Source organism: Streptomyces sp. NPDC051561 (assembly GCF_044454195.1).
GTDB lineage: Bacteria > Actinomycetota > Actinomycetes > Streptomycetales > Streptomycetaceae > Streptomyces.
In genome coordinates this window covers 98,684-114,958 of sequence record NZ_JBITDM010000006.1, presented here as the reverse complement: position 1 = coordinate 114,958, position 16,275 = coordinate 98,684, and the positions used below count along the sequence as shown (strand labels likewise).

Genomic DNA, 16,275 nt, shown 5'->3' with positions numbered 1-16,275 from the left:
TCTCCGTACCGCCGAGGACCCCAACAAGTCACACCTTTCTCTGGGATGGGGTCACCGCGTGCGTCCCGACGTGGGAAGCGAGAGGGGTGCGGGGGCGGGAAGGCCGGGCCGTACCGCGGGCAGGGACAGCGGGGACGGGCGGGAGACGGTCGCCTGCGGGGAACGTGCACGGGCGGCATGCGCCAGAGCACTCACGGACCTTCGGGGCCGACCGATCCGGGCGGCGGCCCGGTCGTACACCTCGCCCTGGTCGCGGGGGCGGATCGCCACGACGTGCACTTCGGTGGCGTGAGTGGAGCGGCTGTCGGCCGGACGCAGACCGTAGACGATCCGCCATGCCGCCCGGTAGTCGACGTAGAGCTTTCGATAGCCCGACAGGTCGCCGAGCAGCTTGCCCCCGCGCAACTCCCCGTTGATCACTTCCTGCAGCTGGGCGAGGGCCAAATCGCATACGTCGCGCGGGGCTTCGAGCAAGTCCTCCAGAGCCCGCGGGTCCATGGAGAGCGCGTAGCGAGGAGTACCGTCGATCACGCCGCGAGCCCCACTTCGGCCGCGTCGATCGTCGTGGCGGCGGGCTTGGCAGTGGCGGCCGTAGGGGTGGCCAGGAGCCGGTGGGAGGGGCGGTCGGCGTCAGTCATGCAGGCCGACAGGGGGCCGTTCGGGGCCCGGACGGCGGCCATGGTGTGGGTGAGGAAGTCCCGGTGCCACACGGCCGGTCCCGCGAGGCCGGCCTCCGGGTCGATGTGCTGCTGGTAGGCCATCCACAGCGAGTGCAGCCACCCGACGACGTCGAGGTGTTCCTGCCACTTCTGGCACCAGGGGGCGGCGGTGCTGATCTCCGCGCCGTAGGTGTCGAGGAGGAAGTCGTGCACCCAGTCCGCGAGGGCGTCCAGCTCGGTCTCGAACTCCTCGCCGTCCAGAGTGAGGATGAACCGGGGCTCCACCGCAGGAGGGGTCGGCGGTGGCATCGTCATGGGGAATCCGGCGAACGGCGAAAGGCTGGGCGGCGGGCCGACGGGTCCGCTCTGACGCGCCGTGGCAGGCGCGGTGGTCTGGTCGAGCAGGCGGCGTACGGATGCTTCGAGGGTTTCCAGCTCACTGTCCGGGAAGTGGACGGGTTCGAGCTCTTCCTCGTCGCGGGGATCGACGGGTTCGGGCACCAAGGAACTCCTGGGTCGTGTTAGGGATGAGGTGGGGGTGCGACGGGGCGCACTGGGAGGGCACGCCCCGTCGCGGGGTTATGCGGCGAGGGTGCAGTCGTCCTGGGTGAGGGTCTGGGACACCGTTTCGGCGAGACGGTCGGCCGCGATCTCCGCGTACTCGCGGGTCCGCTCGATGCCGATGAAGGACCTGCCTTCCAGCAGGGCGGCGACGCCGGTGGAGCCCGATCCGGCGGTGAAGTCGAGCACGGTGCCGTTCTCCGGACAGATTTTCACCAGTTCGCGCATCACCGAGACCGGCTTCTGCGTGATGTGGCGGCGGGCCTTGCCGGAGGGCTGGGAAGCGCTGTAGAGGCCGGGCAGGTACACGGGGTTGCGGTCCGCGTCGATCCTGCCCTTGGCACCCCACACGATGTACTCGCAGTCCTGGCGGAACTTGCCCTTCTGGGGCCGGGCCTGGGGCTTGTGCCAGGTCAGGATGCCCAGCCACAGCCAGCCGGCGGCCTGGAACGCATCACTGGTCGCGGGAAGTTGGCGCCAGTCCGTGAAGAGCAGGGCGGTGCCGCCGACCTTCGTGGCCCGGTGGGCTTCGGTCATGATCTGGGTGAGCCAGCGGGTGTAGGACCTCTGGTCCATGTTCTCGCCGGTGAAGTCCGGCAGCGTGTGCTTCGCGTCGGCGGAGACGTACTTCTGCCGCGCACTGCGGGAAGTCCGTTCCTTGGCCGTCCTGCCGCCGCTGTTGTACGGCGGGTCGGTGATCACGCTGTCGACGCAGCCGTCGGGGAGGGTGGCGAGCACGCTCAGCGCGTCGCCCTGGTGGAGGGAGTACGTCAAGAAGAAGCCTCGTCTGAGAGGGGATGAGGAAGGGAATTCGCGGTCACCGGTGAGGAGTTGCCCGGCCATACGCGGACATCGAGGTCCTGCGGGCCTGGGGCACGGTGCCGGGAATCTTCAAAGGGTAGGTGCCGCAGACGGAATGGGCCCGGTCGTAGCTCACTTTTTCGTCAATCAGGAATTGGCGCTTAGTGTTTTTCCATGCCCGGCGGTCACCGCACCCCTGGCCTATGCCCAGCCACACCTCCGCCTTATGGGGGCATCGAGTCCTGGCGGTTCTGACCGCCGCACAACACGGCTCGCACAACAACTCGCTCTGCACCGAAGGCATTTGACATTCAACATTCCGGCGAAGGACCTGCCTTCCGCATCCCCGCCAGGCATCATCTCGAAGGACGCCCGTGACACGCCCAAATTCACACCCCTCCCCGAGCACCCACCGATCGGCTGACGCCCCCGGTTGAAAGGGCTGGTCGCCGCTCTCGGCGCGCTCTGCCTGTCCCCTCTCCTCCTCGCCGGCCTCTCCGCCACGGCCGCCGCCGGCAGCGGCCCGTCCACTGCTTCCTCCACCACCTGCGAGATAGCCGACGCCTCTGGCTCCGGCCAAGTCGCCCAGCAGGTAGGTGCCCTCCTCAAGGGCAAGGGCGCCGCTGCAGACGCCACCGTCTCCGGGCTTTCCGATCCCGCTGTGCAGATCCCGTTCGCGCAGAAGATCATCGCGACCGGCATCGCCATGCGTATCCCCGAAAGGGGGCAGATCGTGGCGCTGGCCACGGCGTTGCAGGAATCCGGACTGCGCAACCTGACGCATGGCGACCGTGACTCGCTCGGCCTGTTCCAGCAGCGCCCGAGCCAGGGCTGGGGAACCGCGGAGGAGATCCGCGACCCCGTGCACGCGGCGAAGTCGTTCTACAAGGCGTTGCTCGCCGTTCCCGGGTGGCAGCAGCTGACCGTCACCCAAGCCGCCCAGCTGGTGCAGAAGAGCGGAACCCCGGACGCGTACGCCAAATGGGAGCCGCTCTCCCGCGCCCTGCAGCACACCCTCGCCAAGAACCTCAGCGACGGTACGACCAGCAAGCCCGATGTCACGGAAGGACCCAACTCGGCACCTTCGGAGCGTGGTTGCGGACGAGTCGGCCATCGCGGCGGCAGCACCTTCGGCCCCATCCCCGAAGGGAAGGTACCCAAGGGGTACGAGATCCCCAAGGACGCACCCCCGCAGGTACAGAAGGCCATCAGGTGGGCCTTCGGACAGCTCGGCACCCTCTACCAGTGGGGCGGGACCTGTACGGCGCCGCGCGGCCCGGACCCGATGGGCCGGTGCGACTGCTCCAGCTTGATGCAGCAGGCGTACGCCGCAGCCGGCATCAAGCTGACCCGCACCACGTACACCCAGGTCAACGAGGGCAAGCCGGTCCGCGCTGACGCATTGAAGCCCGGGGACCTGCTGTTCTCACGCGGTACCGCTTCAGTGCCCGAACACGTGGGTCTCTACCTCGGCCAGGGCCTGGTCATCAACGCACCGCGGACCACGAAGCCGGTGCGCATCGAGGCAGTCAAGGACTGGACCGTCCTGGCGGTCCGCCGCGTAGTCGGCAGCTGAGAAGTCCGGCCAAATCAGCAGTCCCGTAACGGAGTTGCAGCACGCACCCCTGCTCTCTCCCAGATTCCCGCACGGCCCCTGGGCCTGCCCACGCAAGGAGACCCCGTCATAGCACTCCCCCTCACCGAACGCCTCCTCCACTCCTACCTCGCCTACGACCCCGGCATCACCCCGAAGGACGGCGGCCTCCCAGGTCTGGCCGTACTGAAGGACATCGTCTCCTCCATCAACCTGTACGCGATCATCGCCGTGGTCGGCAGCCTCTCAGTGAGCTTGATCGTTTGGGCGTGGGGCCATCACAGCGGAGGCCACCAGACGGAGGCAAACGGCAAGAAGGGCTTCATGGTGAGCTGCGGCGTAGCCATCGGCCTCGGCGCCGCCAACGGACTCGTCGTCGGCCTCACCGCCCTCGGTGAGCTGGTTCAGTAGCCATGGCGAAACGTTCCCGCGCCCGCACTCCCACCTACCGATCCCCGGCGTCGTGGCCGACCAGCCGTCGCGTCCTCGCCGGAGCGCTCGCCCTGCTCGTCCTCCTCGCGCTCGCCACCGGCCTCGCGTGGCTCACCTCCCGGGGCGAGGCCGACCAGACCACCACCCCGGCACGGACGTCCCCCAGCTCACCGCCGGCCCCCTCCGCGCCCAAGCCCGCCAACACCGGCTCGGTGCCAGCGCCGCCGCAGATCAGCGACCCGCTGGCGTACGCGAAGGCTGCCGCCCAGATGCTCTGGTCCTACGACTCCCGCTCCACCACCCGCGACCAGCACCTCGCCGGCATGGCCCAGTGGATGACCCGGGACACGAAGTACAGCGACTGGCCGTCGCTCGCCGCCCAGATCCCGGACCCGGTGCTGTGGACGCGGATGCGCGACAACGCCCAGTACGCCACGGCACACGCCGCCGAGGCGCACTTCCCCTCTGTGTTCAAGACCGCCCTCGCCAAGGACCCGGCCGCGCTGACCACCTCGTCCGTCTACGCGGTCACGGTCACCGGCAAGCAACAGCTCGCCTGGAAGGACGGCGGAGGCGGCGCCGAGCCCCGCTCAATCACGCTCGCCATCCAGTGCCGCCCCTCCCACGACTGCGCGCTCGTCGCGGTCTCCCCCCACGTCGCACCCTGACCCACCACCTCTAGAAGGGAGGTAACCCCTATGGGATTTTGCGACATACCCGTCGTGAACTCCGTGTGCGACGCAGCCGACGCCATCGACTTCGTGTCCGATCCCGGTGGGTCCATCACCGACGGCATCGGCAGCTGGATCGCCAAGTCCACCGGCGAAATGGCCTCCTCCGCAGTCGAGATGGTCGCCGAGACGATCGACAAGACCACCGCGATCGACCTGAACGCAGCCTGGTTCCGCGAAAACTACGAGCTGATCCTGCCCATCGGGCTGACCGTCCTGGTCGGCACGTTCATCGCCCAGCTCGTCCGCGCCGCCATGAAGCGCGACGGCCGGGCCCTGGCCCAGGCGTTCACCGGCACCGCCAGCGGCGTCCTCTTCAGCTTCAGCGTCATCGCCCTGACCACCGTGGCAATCGAAGTCACCGACGCCCTGAGCGCCGGGCTGTTCGCCGCAGCCGACACCTCCCTGAAGGAGGCGGTCCAGCGCGTCGTGTCGGTCGGCGGCATCGCCTCTCTGGCAACCTCGGGCTGGCTGCTCACCGGGCTCTGCGCGATCATCGCGGCCATTGGCGTCTTCATGTTCTGGTGCGTCATGCTCGTTCGCAAGGTCGGCATTCTGATCATGGTGACCCTGGCAGTATTCGCGGGAGCAGGCGGCGGCTGGGAAGTGGCCCGGCGCTGGCGCAAGGGCTGGATCGAAGCCACCGCCGTCCTGGTCTTCTCCAAACTGCTCATGACGATCGTGTTCCTGCTGGGCATCAGCGCCCTGGGCAACACCCGCGCTCAGGACGGCGCCGCCGCCCTGTCCGACGTACTCGCCGGCATCGTGATCATGCTGCTGGTATGCCTGTGCCCCTACACGACCTTCAAGTTCGTGCACTGGGCTGCTGAGGGCACGAACGGCGAAGAGATCCACCGCGCGGGTGGCGCCGGCAGCCAGGTGGCCCGCCAGTACGCCGAGCGCGCCGCCAAGAAGGCCGCCTCTGCCGCTGCAACCGCAGGCTCTGGTGGAGCAGGAGCGGCGGCCGGAGCCGAGGCCGTCGGTCCGGAGGTTCCCGGTCAGTTCCCCGGAGACATCGCCGCCCACCCCACCGGTGGCGGCGGGGACGACGACTCCTCGGGCTCGGATCCGCTGAAGAAGGGGTTCGCACCTCCGCCGACCGATCTGCGGGAGAACGCCTCCGGGCAGTCCGATGGCCCTCCGTCCTCGGGCGCAGGCCCCGACGGTCCCCAGTGGGGCGCGCCCACTTCGACGTCTCCTCCGCCAAGCAACTCGGCTGCCTCGGATACCAGTTCAGCCGTAGGCCCTGCCGCTCCTCCGCCTTCTCCCACCGGCACCTGATCCCCGTCCCTCCTGCACGGCAGCCCCGTGGGGTGCGCCCGCTTCAGCGCGCACCCCACGACCGGGGCGCCTCCAGCGCCCGCTGCCGCCCGTCGAACGGTCCCGTTGTTGTCTGCTGATCACGCTGTCCCGCTCACGGTGAAATTCCCGCACCGCAGCCGGCGCGGCATTCTTCTCGGCCTCTCCCTCCCCCAACTACTACTGGTCAGCGCATCGTTGATGCTCTGCCTGGCCGCCATGATGGTCTTCGGCCTGCTGGGTGCCGTCGCCCTGCTGCCCCTGTGGATTGTCGTGGGCGTCCTGGTCGCCGTCCGCCGCCAAGGCCGATCGCTCATCGACTGGGCGCCCATCGTCGCCCGGTACGCACACCGGCGCCGTACCGGCCAGACCCTGTGGCTGGCCCGCCCGGTCTCCCGCCCGCGCGTGGACGGCCTGCTGCACCTGCCCGGCACCGCAGCGGCCCTGCGGGTGGTCACCCCGGAAGGCTCCGAGGCCGCCGCCGTCCACGATCCCCACCAGCACACCCTGACCGCCGTGGCCCGCGTCACGAGCAGGGCCTTCGCCCTCTTGGACCCGGCCACGCAGAACTCCCACATCACCGGGTGGGGGCGGGCGCTGGCCAGCATCGCCCGCTCCGGACACATCGCCACCGTGCAGGTGCTGGAGCGCACCGTCCCCGACAGCGGCGACGCCCTCACCCGCCACTGGACCCAACAGGGTCACCCCGAGGCCCCGGTCGCCGGCCAGGTGTACACCGACCTCGTCACCTCCGCAGGACCGGCCGCCGCCCCCCACGAGACGTACCTCGCCATCGCCCTCGACCTCAAAGCAGCCAAGCGCCTCGTCACCCAGGCAGGTGGCGGACTTCCCGGAGCATTTGTAGTGATGGCCCAGGTCACCGCCTCGGTGGCCCAAGCCGCCCGCACCAGCGGCCTCACCGTGACCGGCTGGCTGTCGGCCCGCGAGATCTCCGCCGTCATCCGCACCGCGTACGACCCGAAGGCGCTCGCCGGCCTGCAGCAGTGGTCCCCCGACGGAGCCGCCGAAGCCGACCCGGCAGCGGCCGGCCCCGTCGTGCAGGTCGAGGAGACTGACCGCCTCGCCACCGACTCCGCCCGCCACGCCACCTTCTGGGTCGAGAACTGGCCACGGACCGAAACCGGCGGCGGCTTCCTGCACGGCCTGCTCTACAGCACCGGAGTACGCCGCACCCTCTCCCTCGTCTACGCACCCCAGCAACTGGAATCGGCACTGCGTGACGTCCAGCGCCGCAAGGCAACGATCCTCGCCGACGCAGCCGAAAGGCGCCGCCGCGGCATGGTCGACTCCGAGGAGGACACCGTCGAATACACCGACGTCAAACACCGAGAACGCCAACTCATCGCCGGCCACGCCGACGTGGCACTGACCGGCCTGCTCACGGTCAGCGCAGAAACCGACTCGCAGCTGGACGCGGCGTGCGCGCAGATCGAGACCGCCGCCGTCACCGCCCAGGTCGACCTCCGGCGCCTGTCCTACCAGCAGGCCGAGAGCTTCACCCTGAGCGCCCTGCCACTCGCCCGGACAGCACTATGACGAAACCGCAGTCGACCGGCCCAGCGGCCACGCCCCCGCACCTCTTCGACGAGATACAGGCTCTGCTTCCGCCCTTGCGGACACTGCTGCGCAATCACCAAGAACGCCTCGACCAGCACCGTGACCCCGAGGGCTACGTCATCGAAGACCAGCAACGCGAGTACGAGGACGCCCGCTGGGAAACAGCCCTCGAAGCCAGCGACACCCTCGCAGCCCTGCTCCCCCGGCTGGAGCAGCTCGTCGCCGATCCCCCTCGACGGGCCTTCACGCTGGCCGTCACCGGCCCCGCCCACGGCGAAGCCGACGACATATGGCTGTTCATCGTCGAAGGCACCGACGTCGACGACGCGTGGCGCGCCCTCTCCGCGCTGCGCATATTCCGGCAGTGGGTGGAACTGGAATTCCCCTCCCACCACGGTGTGCAAGACGAGCCCGCGCTCGTACTGAGCCGGAGTCATGCGGGATTCGCCACACCGGGCACGTTCACCGACCTTCGCGAGGACCGGGTCCGCGGCGCAGCCGTCCGCACCCCCGACCCGATCGCGCCCACCGTGCCCCCGCTCCCTCCGCTTTCCGTCGGCCCCCACCACTCGCGCTGATCCTTTTTGCCGCCTCCTCTCTCTCTGCCGCTCGGCAGGAAGGACACCCCTCCTCCTTGACCCCTCGCAACCTCACCAACGCGGGCCACCCCTTTCTCCGCGCTGCGACCACCGGCCTGCATCACCACACACGCGAGCTCGCGTCGACGCAGGATGTTCCTGCAGACCGCGCCCACGCCGACGTACTACACAGCCACCTCACCGCCTCGCACCGGCTCCTCGACCAGCTCGCCGAATCCACGCGCCTCCCCCACCCGGCCGCCGGAAGCCACCTCGCCACCGCCCGCACCCGTCTCTGGCAGGCCGCCACCGCACTCCATGACGCCTTCCACGTCCTGCCGCCCACCGCCACCGAAACGGCAGATCACTCCGAGCAGTGCCGCCCCGAGCGCCTGCCCGAGGGACCGCCTTTCCTGACCATCTGCCAGCGCCACGTCTCCTCCGTCCACGCGATCCGCCGCAAGACCACGCCCCGCGACCTGGACTCCCGACTGCACGGCCACACCACCCACTGCGGCCGATGAGCCGTCGCGCCGCCCGTCGCACCAGCGCCTCCCCGCTCTTCACCCCGCATGCCACCGACCGGGCCGGGCGCCGCGCCGCCCGCAAGCAGCTCGCCGAAGCCGCGGCCAAGGCCCGGGAGACCGCCTCTGCCCTCCCCGAAGCGCAGGATTCCACCGAGGCTCAGATGCCGGCCCCCGTCTACCCTCTGACCGGGCGCCCCGGCCCGGCCTCCGCACGCGGCTCCCGCCTCAAGCTCCGCAGCCACCGCATGACCACCGCCACCGCCAGCGGGGCGTACCCCTTCCTCGCCGAGGGCGGTCTCGGCGCCGCCGGCATCTACATCGGCCGCGACGTCCACGCGGAGGCGGCCTTCACCTACGACCCCTTCGCCCTGTACGGGCGCCTAGAGGGGTTCACCAACCCCAACATCCTGCTCGCCGGGGTGATCGGCATGGGCAAGTCCGCGCTCGCCAAGTCCTTCGCGCTCAGGTCAGTCGCCTTCGGCTACCGCATCTACGTACCGTGCGACCCCAAGGGCGAATGGACGCCGGTGGCACGAGCGTTGGGCGGCACCTCCATCGCCCTGGGCCCCGGGCTCCCCGGGCGCCTCAACCCCCTGGACGCCGCGCCCCGCCCGCCAAGCGTGACCGAGGAGGACTGGGCAAACGAAGTCCGCAAGCGCCGCCTCCTGCTCCTGGGCTCGCTCGCCCGCACCGTCCTAGGCCGCCCGCTGCTGCCGATGGAACACACCGCACTCGACGTGTGCCTGGACGCGGTCGTCCAGTACGCCGCCGCCACCGGAAGCACCCCGCTACTCGGCGACATCGCCCACACCCTCAACCAGCCCGCCGTACTCGACATGGCCGGCGGCACCGTCTCCGGGCACCTCGGCGAAGCAGCCCGCGACCTCGCCCACGCCATGCGCAGGCTCGTGCACGGCGACTTGGCCGGCATGTTCGACTCCCCATCCACCGCCGCCTTCGACCCCACAAGCCCCATGCTGACCATCGACCTCTCCCGCATGGGCAGCAACGGCGACGACACCGCCCTGGTCCTGGCGATGACCTGTGCATCTGCCTGGATGGAAGCAGCCCTCACCGACCCCGAAGGCGGGCGGCGCTGGATCGTCTACGACGAGGCGTGGCGTCTGATGAGCCACCCCGCCCTCCTGGAGCGGATGCAGTCGCAGTGGAAGCTCTCCCGTGGCCTGGGCATCGCCAACCTCATGGTTATCCACCGCCTGTCCGACCTGCTCACCGCGGGCGACGCCGGGTCTCGGGGGCGCGCGCTCGCCGAAGGGCTGCTCGCCGACTGCAGCACCCGCATCGTCTACCGGCAGGAGACCGACCAGATCCACGCCGCCGCCGGCCTCCTCGGCCTCACCAGCGTCGAGACGCAGGCCATCGCGCACCTCAACCGCGGTCGCGGGCTGTGGAAGGTCGCGGGCCGCAGCTTCATCGTCCAGCACCTCCTCCACGAGCGGGAACGGATGCTCTTCGATACGGATGCCCGAATGAATTGAAAATGCGCCGAGTTCACGAACAGCGCAGCCCTAATCCCAACGAGCGGAAGCACACATGAGCATTTCCCAGCCAGACTATTGGGAGTACGAGGGCTCGCGACGCAAACCCAGATGGATTCCTAAGAAGGCCCCGACCTCATCCGTCACCCTCCCGCCCGAGCGATACGTGCAGCCGCCAGACTCCGGCGTCTCCATTCGCGCTGCGACGGATGCTCTCCATACCGCCCCCGATATCGATCGGTTCACCGAGGTATACGAACACACCGTCGATGAAGATCACGGCGCGTTCCCTCAGATGCGCCAGTTCCTGGAAAGCGCAGCCAACTGGTGCCGCGACCGCGGCGCACTCAACTCCGCAGGAGAGCTGGAGTCGTGGACGATCCGTTTGGAAGAACTGATCGAGGACGTCCGGCTCCTGCCGGAAGCGCTGGCAATCGAATCTGCCGGGCGGTCCAGGAGTGAACGCCGGAAGCAGCCCGCCCTCCAACCGGCTCCGCCTGCATCCACCACCAAACCCGCACCTGTCCGGCCTGCGGACGGCCCGCGCACCGGAGCAACTGCACCTCCGGTAGTACGTCGCCGCTGACTCCTGTGGATCGCTCCCCAGCGTCCCGCCAGGGATAGCAAGGAACTGGCAGCAATAGAGAAAACCCTTCTTGGCATCCACATTCGGGCATCAGCTGAAAGATCCATGAACCACAACGCCGAAGCTGCACCACTACCCAACCACCGCTACGTGACAAGCGCATGGTGGCAGGAGCTGTGGCGCCGCCACGCACACATCACCACCCCGCTGCGGAAGCGGGGGATGCAGTGCGACATCCAGTACGGCCTGAGCGCCCACATCCTGCACGTGACGCTCCCCGACGGGAGCTACCTGATCATTGCCCCGCCGCAGGAGACAGGATCCGACCGGCCAGCGGGTGACCCGGAGGGCTGGATCGTGACCCACCACCAGAACGACCAAGCACCGTACGACCTGATCTACGACTCCACACCCGCCACCGACTCCGGTGTCCCCGAGCGGCCCGAAGCACGCAACGGAGGCAGCGCCTGGCGCATGATCCACGCCCTCGACCAGTACCTCGCCCGACTCGGGCTGCTCGCCGATCCGGCCGCCACTCGCCCTTGGCCGGACAACACGTTGCCCACAGCATCGCGGACTACCGCGACGCCTCCTGCGCGCAGCCGGTGAGCGACGACGGGCCCGGCGCCTTCCTTCCCCATGACCAAGGTGACATGACCACAGCCACTCCCGCACAGATGACCGACGACCTGCACCAGTTGTCCAGCGATTTCACGGACGCCTTCAACAGCCTCACACTGCGATTGCTCGGCGATGCAGAACCCCGTGAACCGAAAGCTCTGCCCTTCCCGCAGCTCCTGGACTACACCGCCACCGCCCTGGAGCTGTCACAGAACGTGGTCCGCCTGGCCGTTGCCCTGGCAGCCTCCCCGGAAGTCAACTCCCGCGAAGGCGCCAAGGCGCACCGCCACCTCTCCACAGCCGCGACAAAGGCAATCTCCGCCGCCCACCTGTTCGCCCAGAGCGCGGAGACCACCTTGTCCCCCGCTCCGACACCGGAATCGCACGCCGCACGAACCCGGGGAGCACGACTGCTCATGGACTGCGCCGATGCCGGTGCCGGACTGCGCCGAGCCTCCGAGGAGCTCACGGCGGCGATCCGCCTCCTGGAGGAGTACCGGGCAATCGAGCGCTTCTCCGCCAAGTTCCTCCCCCGCCAACCGGCCCCGCAGCCGCCTGGCCGCACACCCTGACCCCGACACACACGGAGTTCCACATAGCCCCGCCCTCCGACACCGACGTCTGGGTGAGCCCGCGCTATCTCGCCGGCCACCAGGTCGACGACCACGTCGGCGCCTTCTGCGCCCCACTGGACGAACACGGCTGGACCGTACGCTCCGACGACCACGTTTCCTTCGTCTATTCGAGCCCCTGCCTGCGCATCCAGGTCGGCTGGATTCTTGAAATCCCCGACGAGGCCCCCATACAGATCGTGGCCAGCGCCTATCCACTGGGGCCACCGCTGTGGCGGATCGCCATGGACTCCGACGTCCCGACCGAGTTCGTCACCACGCTCATCGAGGCCCTGCCGCGCACCCTCGCGGAAGATCCCGCCGCGCTGTTCGCCTCGGAGACGAACTGGGACGCCGACCTGCCCCTGCCACTCGGTTGGCGTCCCCTGGCCAATGCACCCGGCTCCCACGTCGCCTCGCCCGACAATCTCGCCTCGTACGACGCGGATCCGCCCCGGTCGGGCAAGCCGATGCCGTACACCCCCGGGTGGACCTTCGGTGCGGGCGAGCCGACCGGCCGCGAAGGGTGGACGGCTCACTTCAGCGCCACCGTGCCCCGGCTCCTCGTCGAGGTGTTCCACCAGGTCGTCACCGACCCCACACCGCTGATCCGCGACCACCGGGACATTTCCCCCTGGGTGCGCCCGTACCTCGCCACCAGGCCGGCATGGTCGCATTCCCTCCCTTCCCGCCCCAGGGCCGAGAGTCCGCGCCCGCCCCCTCTGGCCTCACGAGTGAGCGCCGCAGCACCCCCTGCACCAAGGATCCGCACACGTTGACCCGTCCCCACACTCCTTCGCCCGCCGAAGCCGTCCTGCCGTTCCCATCGCTGATCACCACCCCCACTGACCCGGCAGGCCGCTACGTTCTCGGCCACCAGATCCTGGCCCTGACCGACCAACTGGGCAATACAAACTCGCCCGCCGAAGCCGCCGCACTCCTCACGCACGTCCTGGAGCCGACCGACGGACTGCTGGCCCGCGTCGCTGAATTCTTCGAGGCCGCAGGAGAGAAGGCCAAGGAGTCCGAGCACGACGACGGCTTCGACCTCTGCGCCGATCTTGAGGACGTCGCCCTCGACCTCCGCACCTGCCTGAACAACCGCGGCGATGCCGTCGAGCGCATGCACGCCCTCGGGGACGGGCTGCAACCCGTCGCCAAGCGCCCGATGTCCTCTGCACCCGCGCCCGCACCGCCCGCCTCGAACCGATCCGGCCACGGGCGCTGACCCCTTCTTCCCACTCTTCAGGAGCCTTCCCCATCCCCCCGCACACCGTTCCTCGCCTCGCCCTCCCCGCGACCGCCGCCGCCCTGTGCGCAGTTCTCTCTGCCTGCGGCACCACCACCCCCGCAGCGGCCCCGACTCCCGACCCCTCCAAGCCCGCGGTCAAGGTCCTCCAGGACCCGCCGGCCCTCGGCCTGGATCAGGCCCGCGACGTCGTCGCCCACCACGCCGAGACCTCGCGCAAGGCGTACACGTCGGCCGACAACGCCCTGCTCGACACCGTCGAAGACGGCCCGCTCCTTACCCAGTCACTCGCCCGGATCAAGGACAGCCGTGGGGTGCCTGCGAAGGACCGTGCCCCGTACCCGCTGCCGGTCAACCCGTCCGCCGCACAGCTCTACATCCCGCGCATCGCCTCGCAGGCAGCCTTCGCCACCAACAGCACGCCGCGCTGGTTCGCCGCCGCAACCACCGCAGGCACAGACGTCTGGTTCACCGTCTTCGCAGAACGACCCGCGCAGCAGCGGTGGGAGGCCGTCACCACCGTCCTGCTCAACAACCAGCCGCCGCCGAAGATCGCCCTGGACGGGAACGGCTTCGCCACGGCCATGGACGCCAACGGCCTGCCCACGAAACCGGACGCGCTGAAGGCCGCCGTGATCGACAACTACGTCACGGGCGGGCAGCAGAACGCGAAGAAGGTGCTCACGCCGACCCCGGCGAGCCAGCGCCAGGTGAAGATCCACGCCACTGCGGGCAAGGGGTACGGGGACAAGGCACGCACCACCTTCGCGGGAGTCACTTCCTCCGATCCGACGTACGCGCTGCGCACCGCTGACGGCGGCACCCTCGTCCTCTTCTCCCACACGCACACCCAGACCGACGCGGTCACCCGACCGGGGTTCGGGCTCATCCCCACCAAGCGAGACCAGCCGTCGCTCGGCACCACACCGCGCCCCGTGCTCCAGTACACCTTCCTGTGCGCCAACGCGGCCACCGTTGCGCACGGCGGCGGCCCGGCCCAGCTGCTGGACACCAGCTGCGCCCGAACCGACGCATCCGGACCCCGCACCCGCGTCTGAGCCACGGACCTACCACTCCAGCAACGAGGAGAAGCCCCTGTCCTCACCGTCCTGCATCGCCCGCCCGACCGAGAACGGGTACGCCGGTATCTACGTCCACTACGACGGCGTACCCAGTGTCCAACTGCCGTTCCTCCTCACCGCATATGCGTACAGGTTCAAGGGCGACCATGAAGCCCTCGCCTCATACCTCATCGACATCGACGAAATCGGATGGGAGCACCTCGGCGACGACCTGCTGTTCGGCGCACCCGACCCGATCCACAACGCACTGGCCAACCCCGACCTTGACTACAGCCCGCGGATGACCGGCGTCCTGACCCAGACCGGGGCTCCCGCCGAGCGGATGGAGATCAACGAGTCCAACGCCGCAGACAGCGAAGCGGGATGGGTCTACGTGCTGCGACCCGAGGGCATCGAAGTGATCAGCCTCGCTCTCGGTGAAGATCCGGCGCACGGACCCGTCGTCCGGTGGAACCACAGCCCGCTCACCCAGTTCAGCGACCACCCCGTCCACTGGCCTGCCCCCACCCGGAGCTCGCGTGGTCGCCCGTCAACCACGCTGGCCGCCCAGTCCGTACCCGCGCGAACACCCCGGCCGGCACACCGCTGACCACCAAGCCCCCCGCCCCACTCTGGAGCCCCCCCTGCCCGCCGACCACACCACCGCCCCCTCGACCCCGTCCCCCGACAAGCTGTACCGCTGGGCTGCCCACGATTCGGCTCCGTTCCGGCTGACGCTCTCACTCCAGGACCCCGGACACAGCACCACCGCGTGGACCAACGTCCTCCACCAGGCGCACACCGCCGCCGAACTGCATGCGGTGACCGACGCAGTCCTCGGCGACGGGCCGAGCGCGCTGGGTGCCCTGTACGAATTCCTCGACGCTGCGGCGGCCCGCTACGAGCACCAGCAGGAGCCCGCCCTGGCCGCAGGCGTCCGAGCAGCAGCCCGGAGGCTGGCCGATATCGGCGACGAGCTCGCACGCCTGGGCGAGGACCACCTCCGCTCTACCTACGGCGGCGCCCCTCCCCGTGCATCCACGCCGGTCCAACGCGTCTCCGTCACTGGCCCCCGCACCGCCCGTACGGCCGGAGGCAGGAGCCGGTGAGCGAGCACCCCACACCCCCGCTCGGCACCCTGCTCGGCACCCGGGCCCGCGATGTCCAGTACCTGCTGGAGGGCCTGGAGCTCCCCGACACCCTGGCCGAGCACGCCGGAATCGCCCCTCTGCTCCAGCAGATCCAACGGACCCGCGAACTCGGACTCCTTCTCCTGTACGAACTGGGGAAATCTTCCGCCGCCAGTGCCACCCCGGCCGGACAGCACTTCGTGCTGTACCTCACGGGCGCGTACACGCACTGCGCCCGTGCCTCCGCCCACCTGGCCACTGCCCTCCAAAGCCAGGCGGAAGAAGCCCTGTTGGGGACCGGCGGAGCATCCGAGCACGAGCTCGGATACCGGCTCGGGCATGCAGCGGCCGTCCGCAGCCTCCAGCGGGCCCAGCACGTTCTCGAAGACGGCGCGGAGCGCCTCGCCTCTCCAGCATTCGCCCGCACACCGGGCAAGAAGCCCGCCTCCCCGGCGGAGCCCACGCCGCAAAACAGCGTCCCGCCGCCGCGCCCCCAGCGCTGACCCACCGCCCCCTCTCGAAAGGGACACCCTCCATGCCTCCCGGCAACAAACCCTGCAAGCAGGAAGCGAAGCTCGCCGTCCTTGCCAGCATCGTCACGCTGACGGTGGCCCTGTCGCTCACCCTCCTCACAGGGGCTTGGCAGACCGTCGGTGTCCTGGTCGCCTGCGGAGCCTCGTGGCTCGCCGTCCTCACCATCCCCCGCGGCCCGCGCGCGTAGAACCACCCGCCTTCCACTTCCTCATCCTTCCCGGAGA

General features: G+C 69.5%; 21 protein-coding genes. 18 read left to right on the top strand and 3 right to left on the bottom strand.

Annotation, left to right across the window (positions count from 1 at the left end):
• Nucleotides 1–51: 51 nt before the first annotated feature.
• The 3 genes from ACIA73_RS16355 to ACIA73_RS16345 form a co-directional block, all read right to left on the bottom strand.
• Complete coding sequence (locus tag ACIA73_RS16355) at nt 52–498, bottom strand: type II toxin-antitoxin system RelE/ParE family toxin (protein ID WP_399439433.1); 447 nt, start codon at nt 496–498, stop codon at nt 52–54.
• 29 nt (nt 499–527) lie between these two features.
• Complete coding sequence (locus tag ACIA73_RS16350; protein ID WP_399439170.1) at nt 528–1,160, bottom strand: DUF4913 domain-containing protein; 633 nt, start codon at nt 1,158–1,160, stop codon at nt 528–530.
• Nucleotides 1,161–1,238: 78 nt separating this feature from the next.
• Nucleotides 1,239–1,994 carry a DNA-methyltransferase gene (locus ACIA73_RS16345; RefSeq protein WP_399439169.1) on the bottom strand — a complete coding sequence of 252 codons (756 nt, stop codon included), beginning with the start codon at nt 1,992–1,994 and terminating at the stop codon, nt 1,239–1,241.
• A 460-nt stretch (nt 1,995–2,454) separates the two neighbouring features.
• Here ACIA73_RS16345 and ACIA73_RS16340 point away from each other — a divergent pair, with 460 nt between their 5' ends.
• The 18 genes from ACIA73_RS16340 to ACIA73_RS16255 all read left to right on the top strand — a co-directional run bounded on the left by ACIA73_RS16340 (nt 2,455) and on the right by ACIA73_RS16255 (nt 16,238).
• Nucleotides 2,455–3,597 (top strand): C40 family peptidase, encoded by a 1,143-nt coding sequence (locus ACIA73_RS16340; protein WP_399439168.1) that lies wholly within the window; start codon nt 2,455–2,457, stop codon nt 3,595–3,597.
• 108 nt (nt 3,598–3,705) lie between these two features.
• Nucleotides 3,706–4,026 (top strand): DUF6112 family protein, encoded by a 321-nt coding sequence (locus tag ACIA73_RS16335; protein WP_399439432.1) that lies wholly within the window; start codon nt 3,706–3,708, stop codon nt 4,024–4,026.
• Nucleotides 4,027–4,028: 2 nt separating this feature from the next.
• Nucleotides 4,029–4,715 carry a hypothetical protein gene (locus ACIA73_RS16330; RefSeq protein ID WP_399439167.1) on the top strand — a complete coding sequence of 229 codons (687 nt, stop codon included), beginning with the start codon at nt 4,029–4,031 and terminating at the stop codon, nt 4,713–4,715.
• A 30-nt stretch (nt 4,716–4,745) separates the two neighbouring features.
• The gene (locus tag ACIA73_RS16325; protein ID WP_399439166.1) at nt 4,746–6,059 is read left to right on the top strand and encodes an ATP-binding protein; all 1,314 of its coding nucleotides are present in this window, start codon (nt 4,746–4,748) and stop codon (nt 6,057–6,059) included.
• A gap of 108 nt (nt 6,060–6,167) precedes the next feature.
• Nucleotides 6,168–7,634: an SCO6880 family protein gene (locus tag ACIA73_RS16320; RefSeq protein WP_399439165.1), complete on the top strand. Its 1,467-nt coding sequence runs from the start codon at nt 6,168–6,170 to the stop codon at nt 7,632–7,634.
• Complete coding sequence (locus ACIA73_RS16315; RefSeq protein WP_399439164.1) at nt 7,631–8,233, top strand: hypothetical protein; 603 nt, start codon at nt 7,631–7,633, stop codon at nt 8,231–8,233. Before ACIA73_RS16320 ends, ACIA73_RS16315 begins: the two co-directional genes overlap by 4 nt.
• 56 nt (nt 8,234–8,289) lie before the next feature.
• Entirely contained in the window at nt 8,290–8,757 is a 468-nt protein-coding gene (locus ACIA73_RS16310) for a DUF6238 family protein (protein WP_399439163.1), read from the top strand.
• Nucleotides 8,754–10,259, top strand: coding sequence for a VirB4 family type IV secretion system protein (locus ACIA73_RS16305; protein ID WP_399439162.1), 1,506 nt, complete (start codon nt 8,754–8,756; stop codon nt 10,257–10,259). The genes ACIA73_RS16310 and ACIA73_RS16305 overlap by 4 nt, the downstream gene beginning before the upstream one ends.
• Nucleotides 10,260–10,314: 55 nt before the next feature.
• Nucleotides 10,315–10,845 carry a hypothetical protein gene (locus ACIA73_RS16300; RefSeq protein ID WP_399439161.1) on the top strand — a complete coding sequence of 177 codons (531 nt, stop codon included), beginning with the start codon at nt 10,315–10,317 and terminating at the stop codon, nt 10,843–10,845.
• 150 nt (nt 10,846–10,995) lie between these two features.
• Entirely contained in the window at nt 10,996–11,454 is a 459-nt protein-coding gene (locus tag ACIA73_RS16295; protein WP_399439160.1) for a hypothetical protein, read from the top strand.
• A gap of 44 nt (nt 11,455–11,498) precedes the next feature.
• Entirely contained in the window at nt 11,499–12,038 is a 540-nt protein-coding gene (locus ACIA73_RS16290) for a hypothetical protein (RefSeq protein WP_399439159.1), read from the top strand.
• A 53-nt stretch (nt 12,039–12,091) separates the two neighbouring features.
• Complete coding sequence (locus ACIA73_RS16285; RefSeq protein ID WP_399439158.1) at nt 12,092–12,856, top strand: DUF317 domain-containing protein; 765 nt, start codon at nt 12,092–12,094, stop codon at nt 12,854–12,856.
• Nucleotides 12,853–13,305 (top strand): hypothetical protein, encoded by a 453-nt coding sequence (locus ACIA73_RS16280; RefSeq protein ID WP_399439157.1) that lies wholly within the window; start codon nt 12,853–12,855, stop codon nt 13,303–13,305. The genes ACIA73_RS16285 and ACIA73_RS16280 overlap by 4 nt, the downstream gene beginning before the upstream one ends.
• A gap of 335 nt (nt 13,306–13,640) precedes the next feature.
• Nucleotides 13,641–14,384: a hypothetical protein gene (locus tag ACIA73_RS16275; protein WP_399439156.1), complete on the top strand. Its 744-nt coding sequence runs from the start codon at nt 13,641–13,643 to the stop codon at nt 14,382–14,384.
• Nucleotides 14,302–14,997 carry a hypothetical protein gene (locus tag ACIA73_RS16270; RefSeq protein WP_399439155.1) on the top strand — a complete coding sequence of 232 codons (696 nt, stop codon included), beginning with the start codon at nt 14,302–14,304 and terminating at the stop codon, nt 14,995–14,997. Before ACIA73_RS16275 ends, ACIA73_RS16270 begins: the two co-directional genes overlap by 83 nt.
• Nucleotides 14,927–15,496 (top strand): hypothetical protein, encoded by a 570-nt coding sequence (locus ACIA73_RS16265; protein WP_399439154.1) that lies wholly within the window; start codon nt 14,927–14,929, stop codon nt 15,494–15,496. Before ACIA73_RS16270 ends, ACIA73_RS16265 begins: the two co-directional genes overlap by 71 nt.
• Nucleotides 15,493–16,020 (top strand): hypothetical protein, encoded by a 528-nt coding sequence (locus ACIA73_RS16260; RefSeq protein ID WP_399439153.1) that lies wholly within the window; start codon nt 15,493–15,495, stop codon nt 16,018–16,020. Before ACIA73_RS16265 ends, ACIA73_RS16260 begins: the two co-directional genes overlap by 4 nt.
• A gap of 32 nt (nt 16,021–16,052) precedes the next feature.
• Nucleotides 16,053–16,238 carry a hypothetical protein gene (locus ACIA73_RS16255; RefSeq protein ID WP_399439152.1) on the top strand — a complete coding sequence of 62 codons (186 nt, stop codon included), beginning with the start codon at nt 16,053–16,055 and terminating at the stop codon, nt 16,236–16,238.
• The last annotated feature ends 37 nt before the right edge of the window (nt 16,239–16,275 follow it).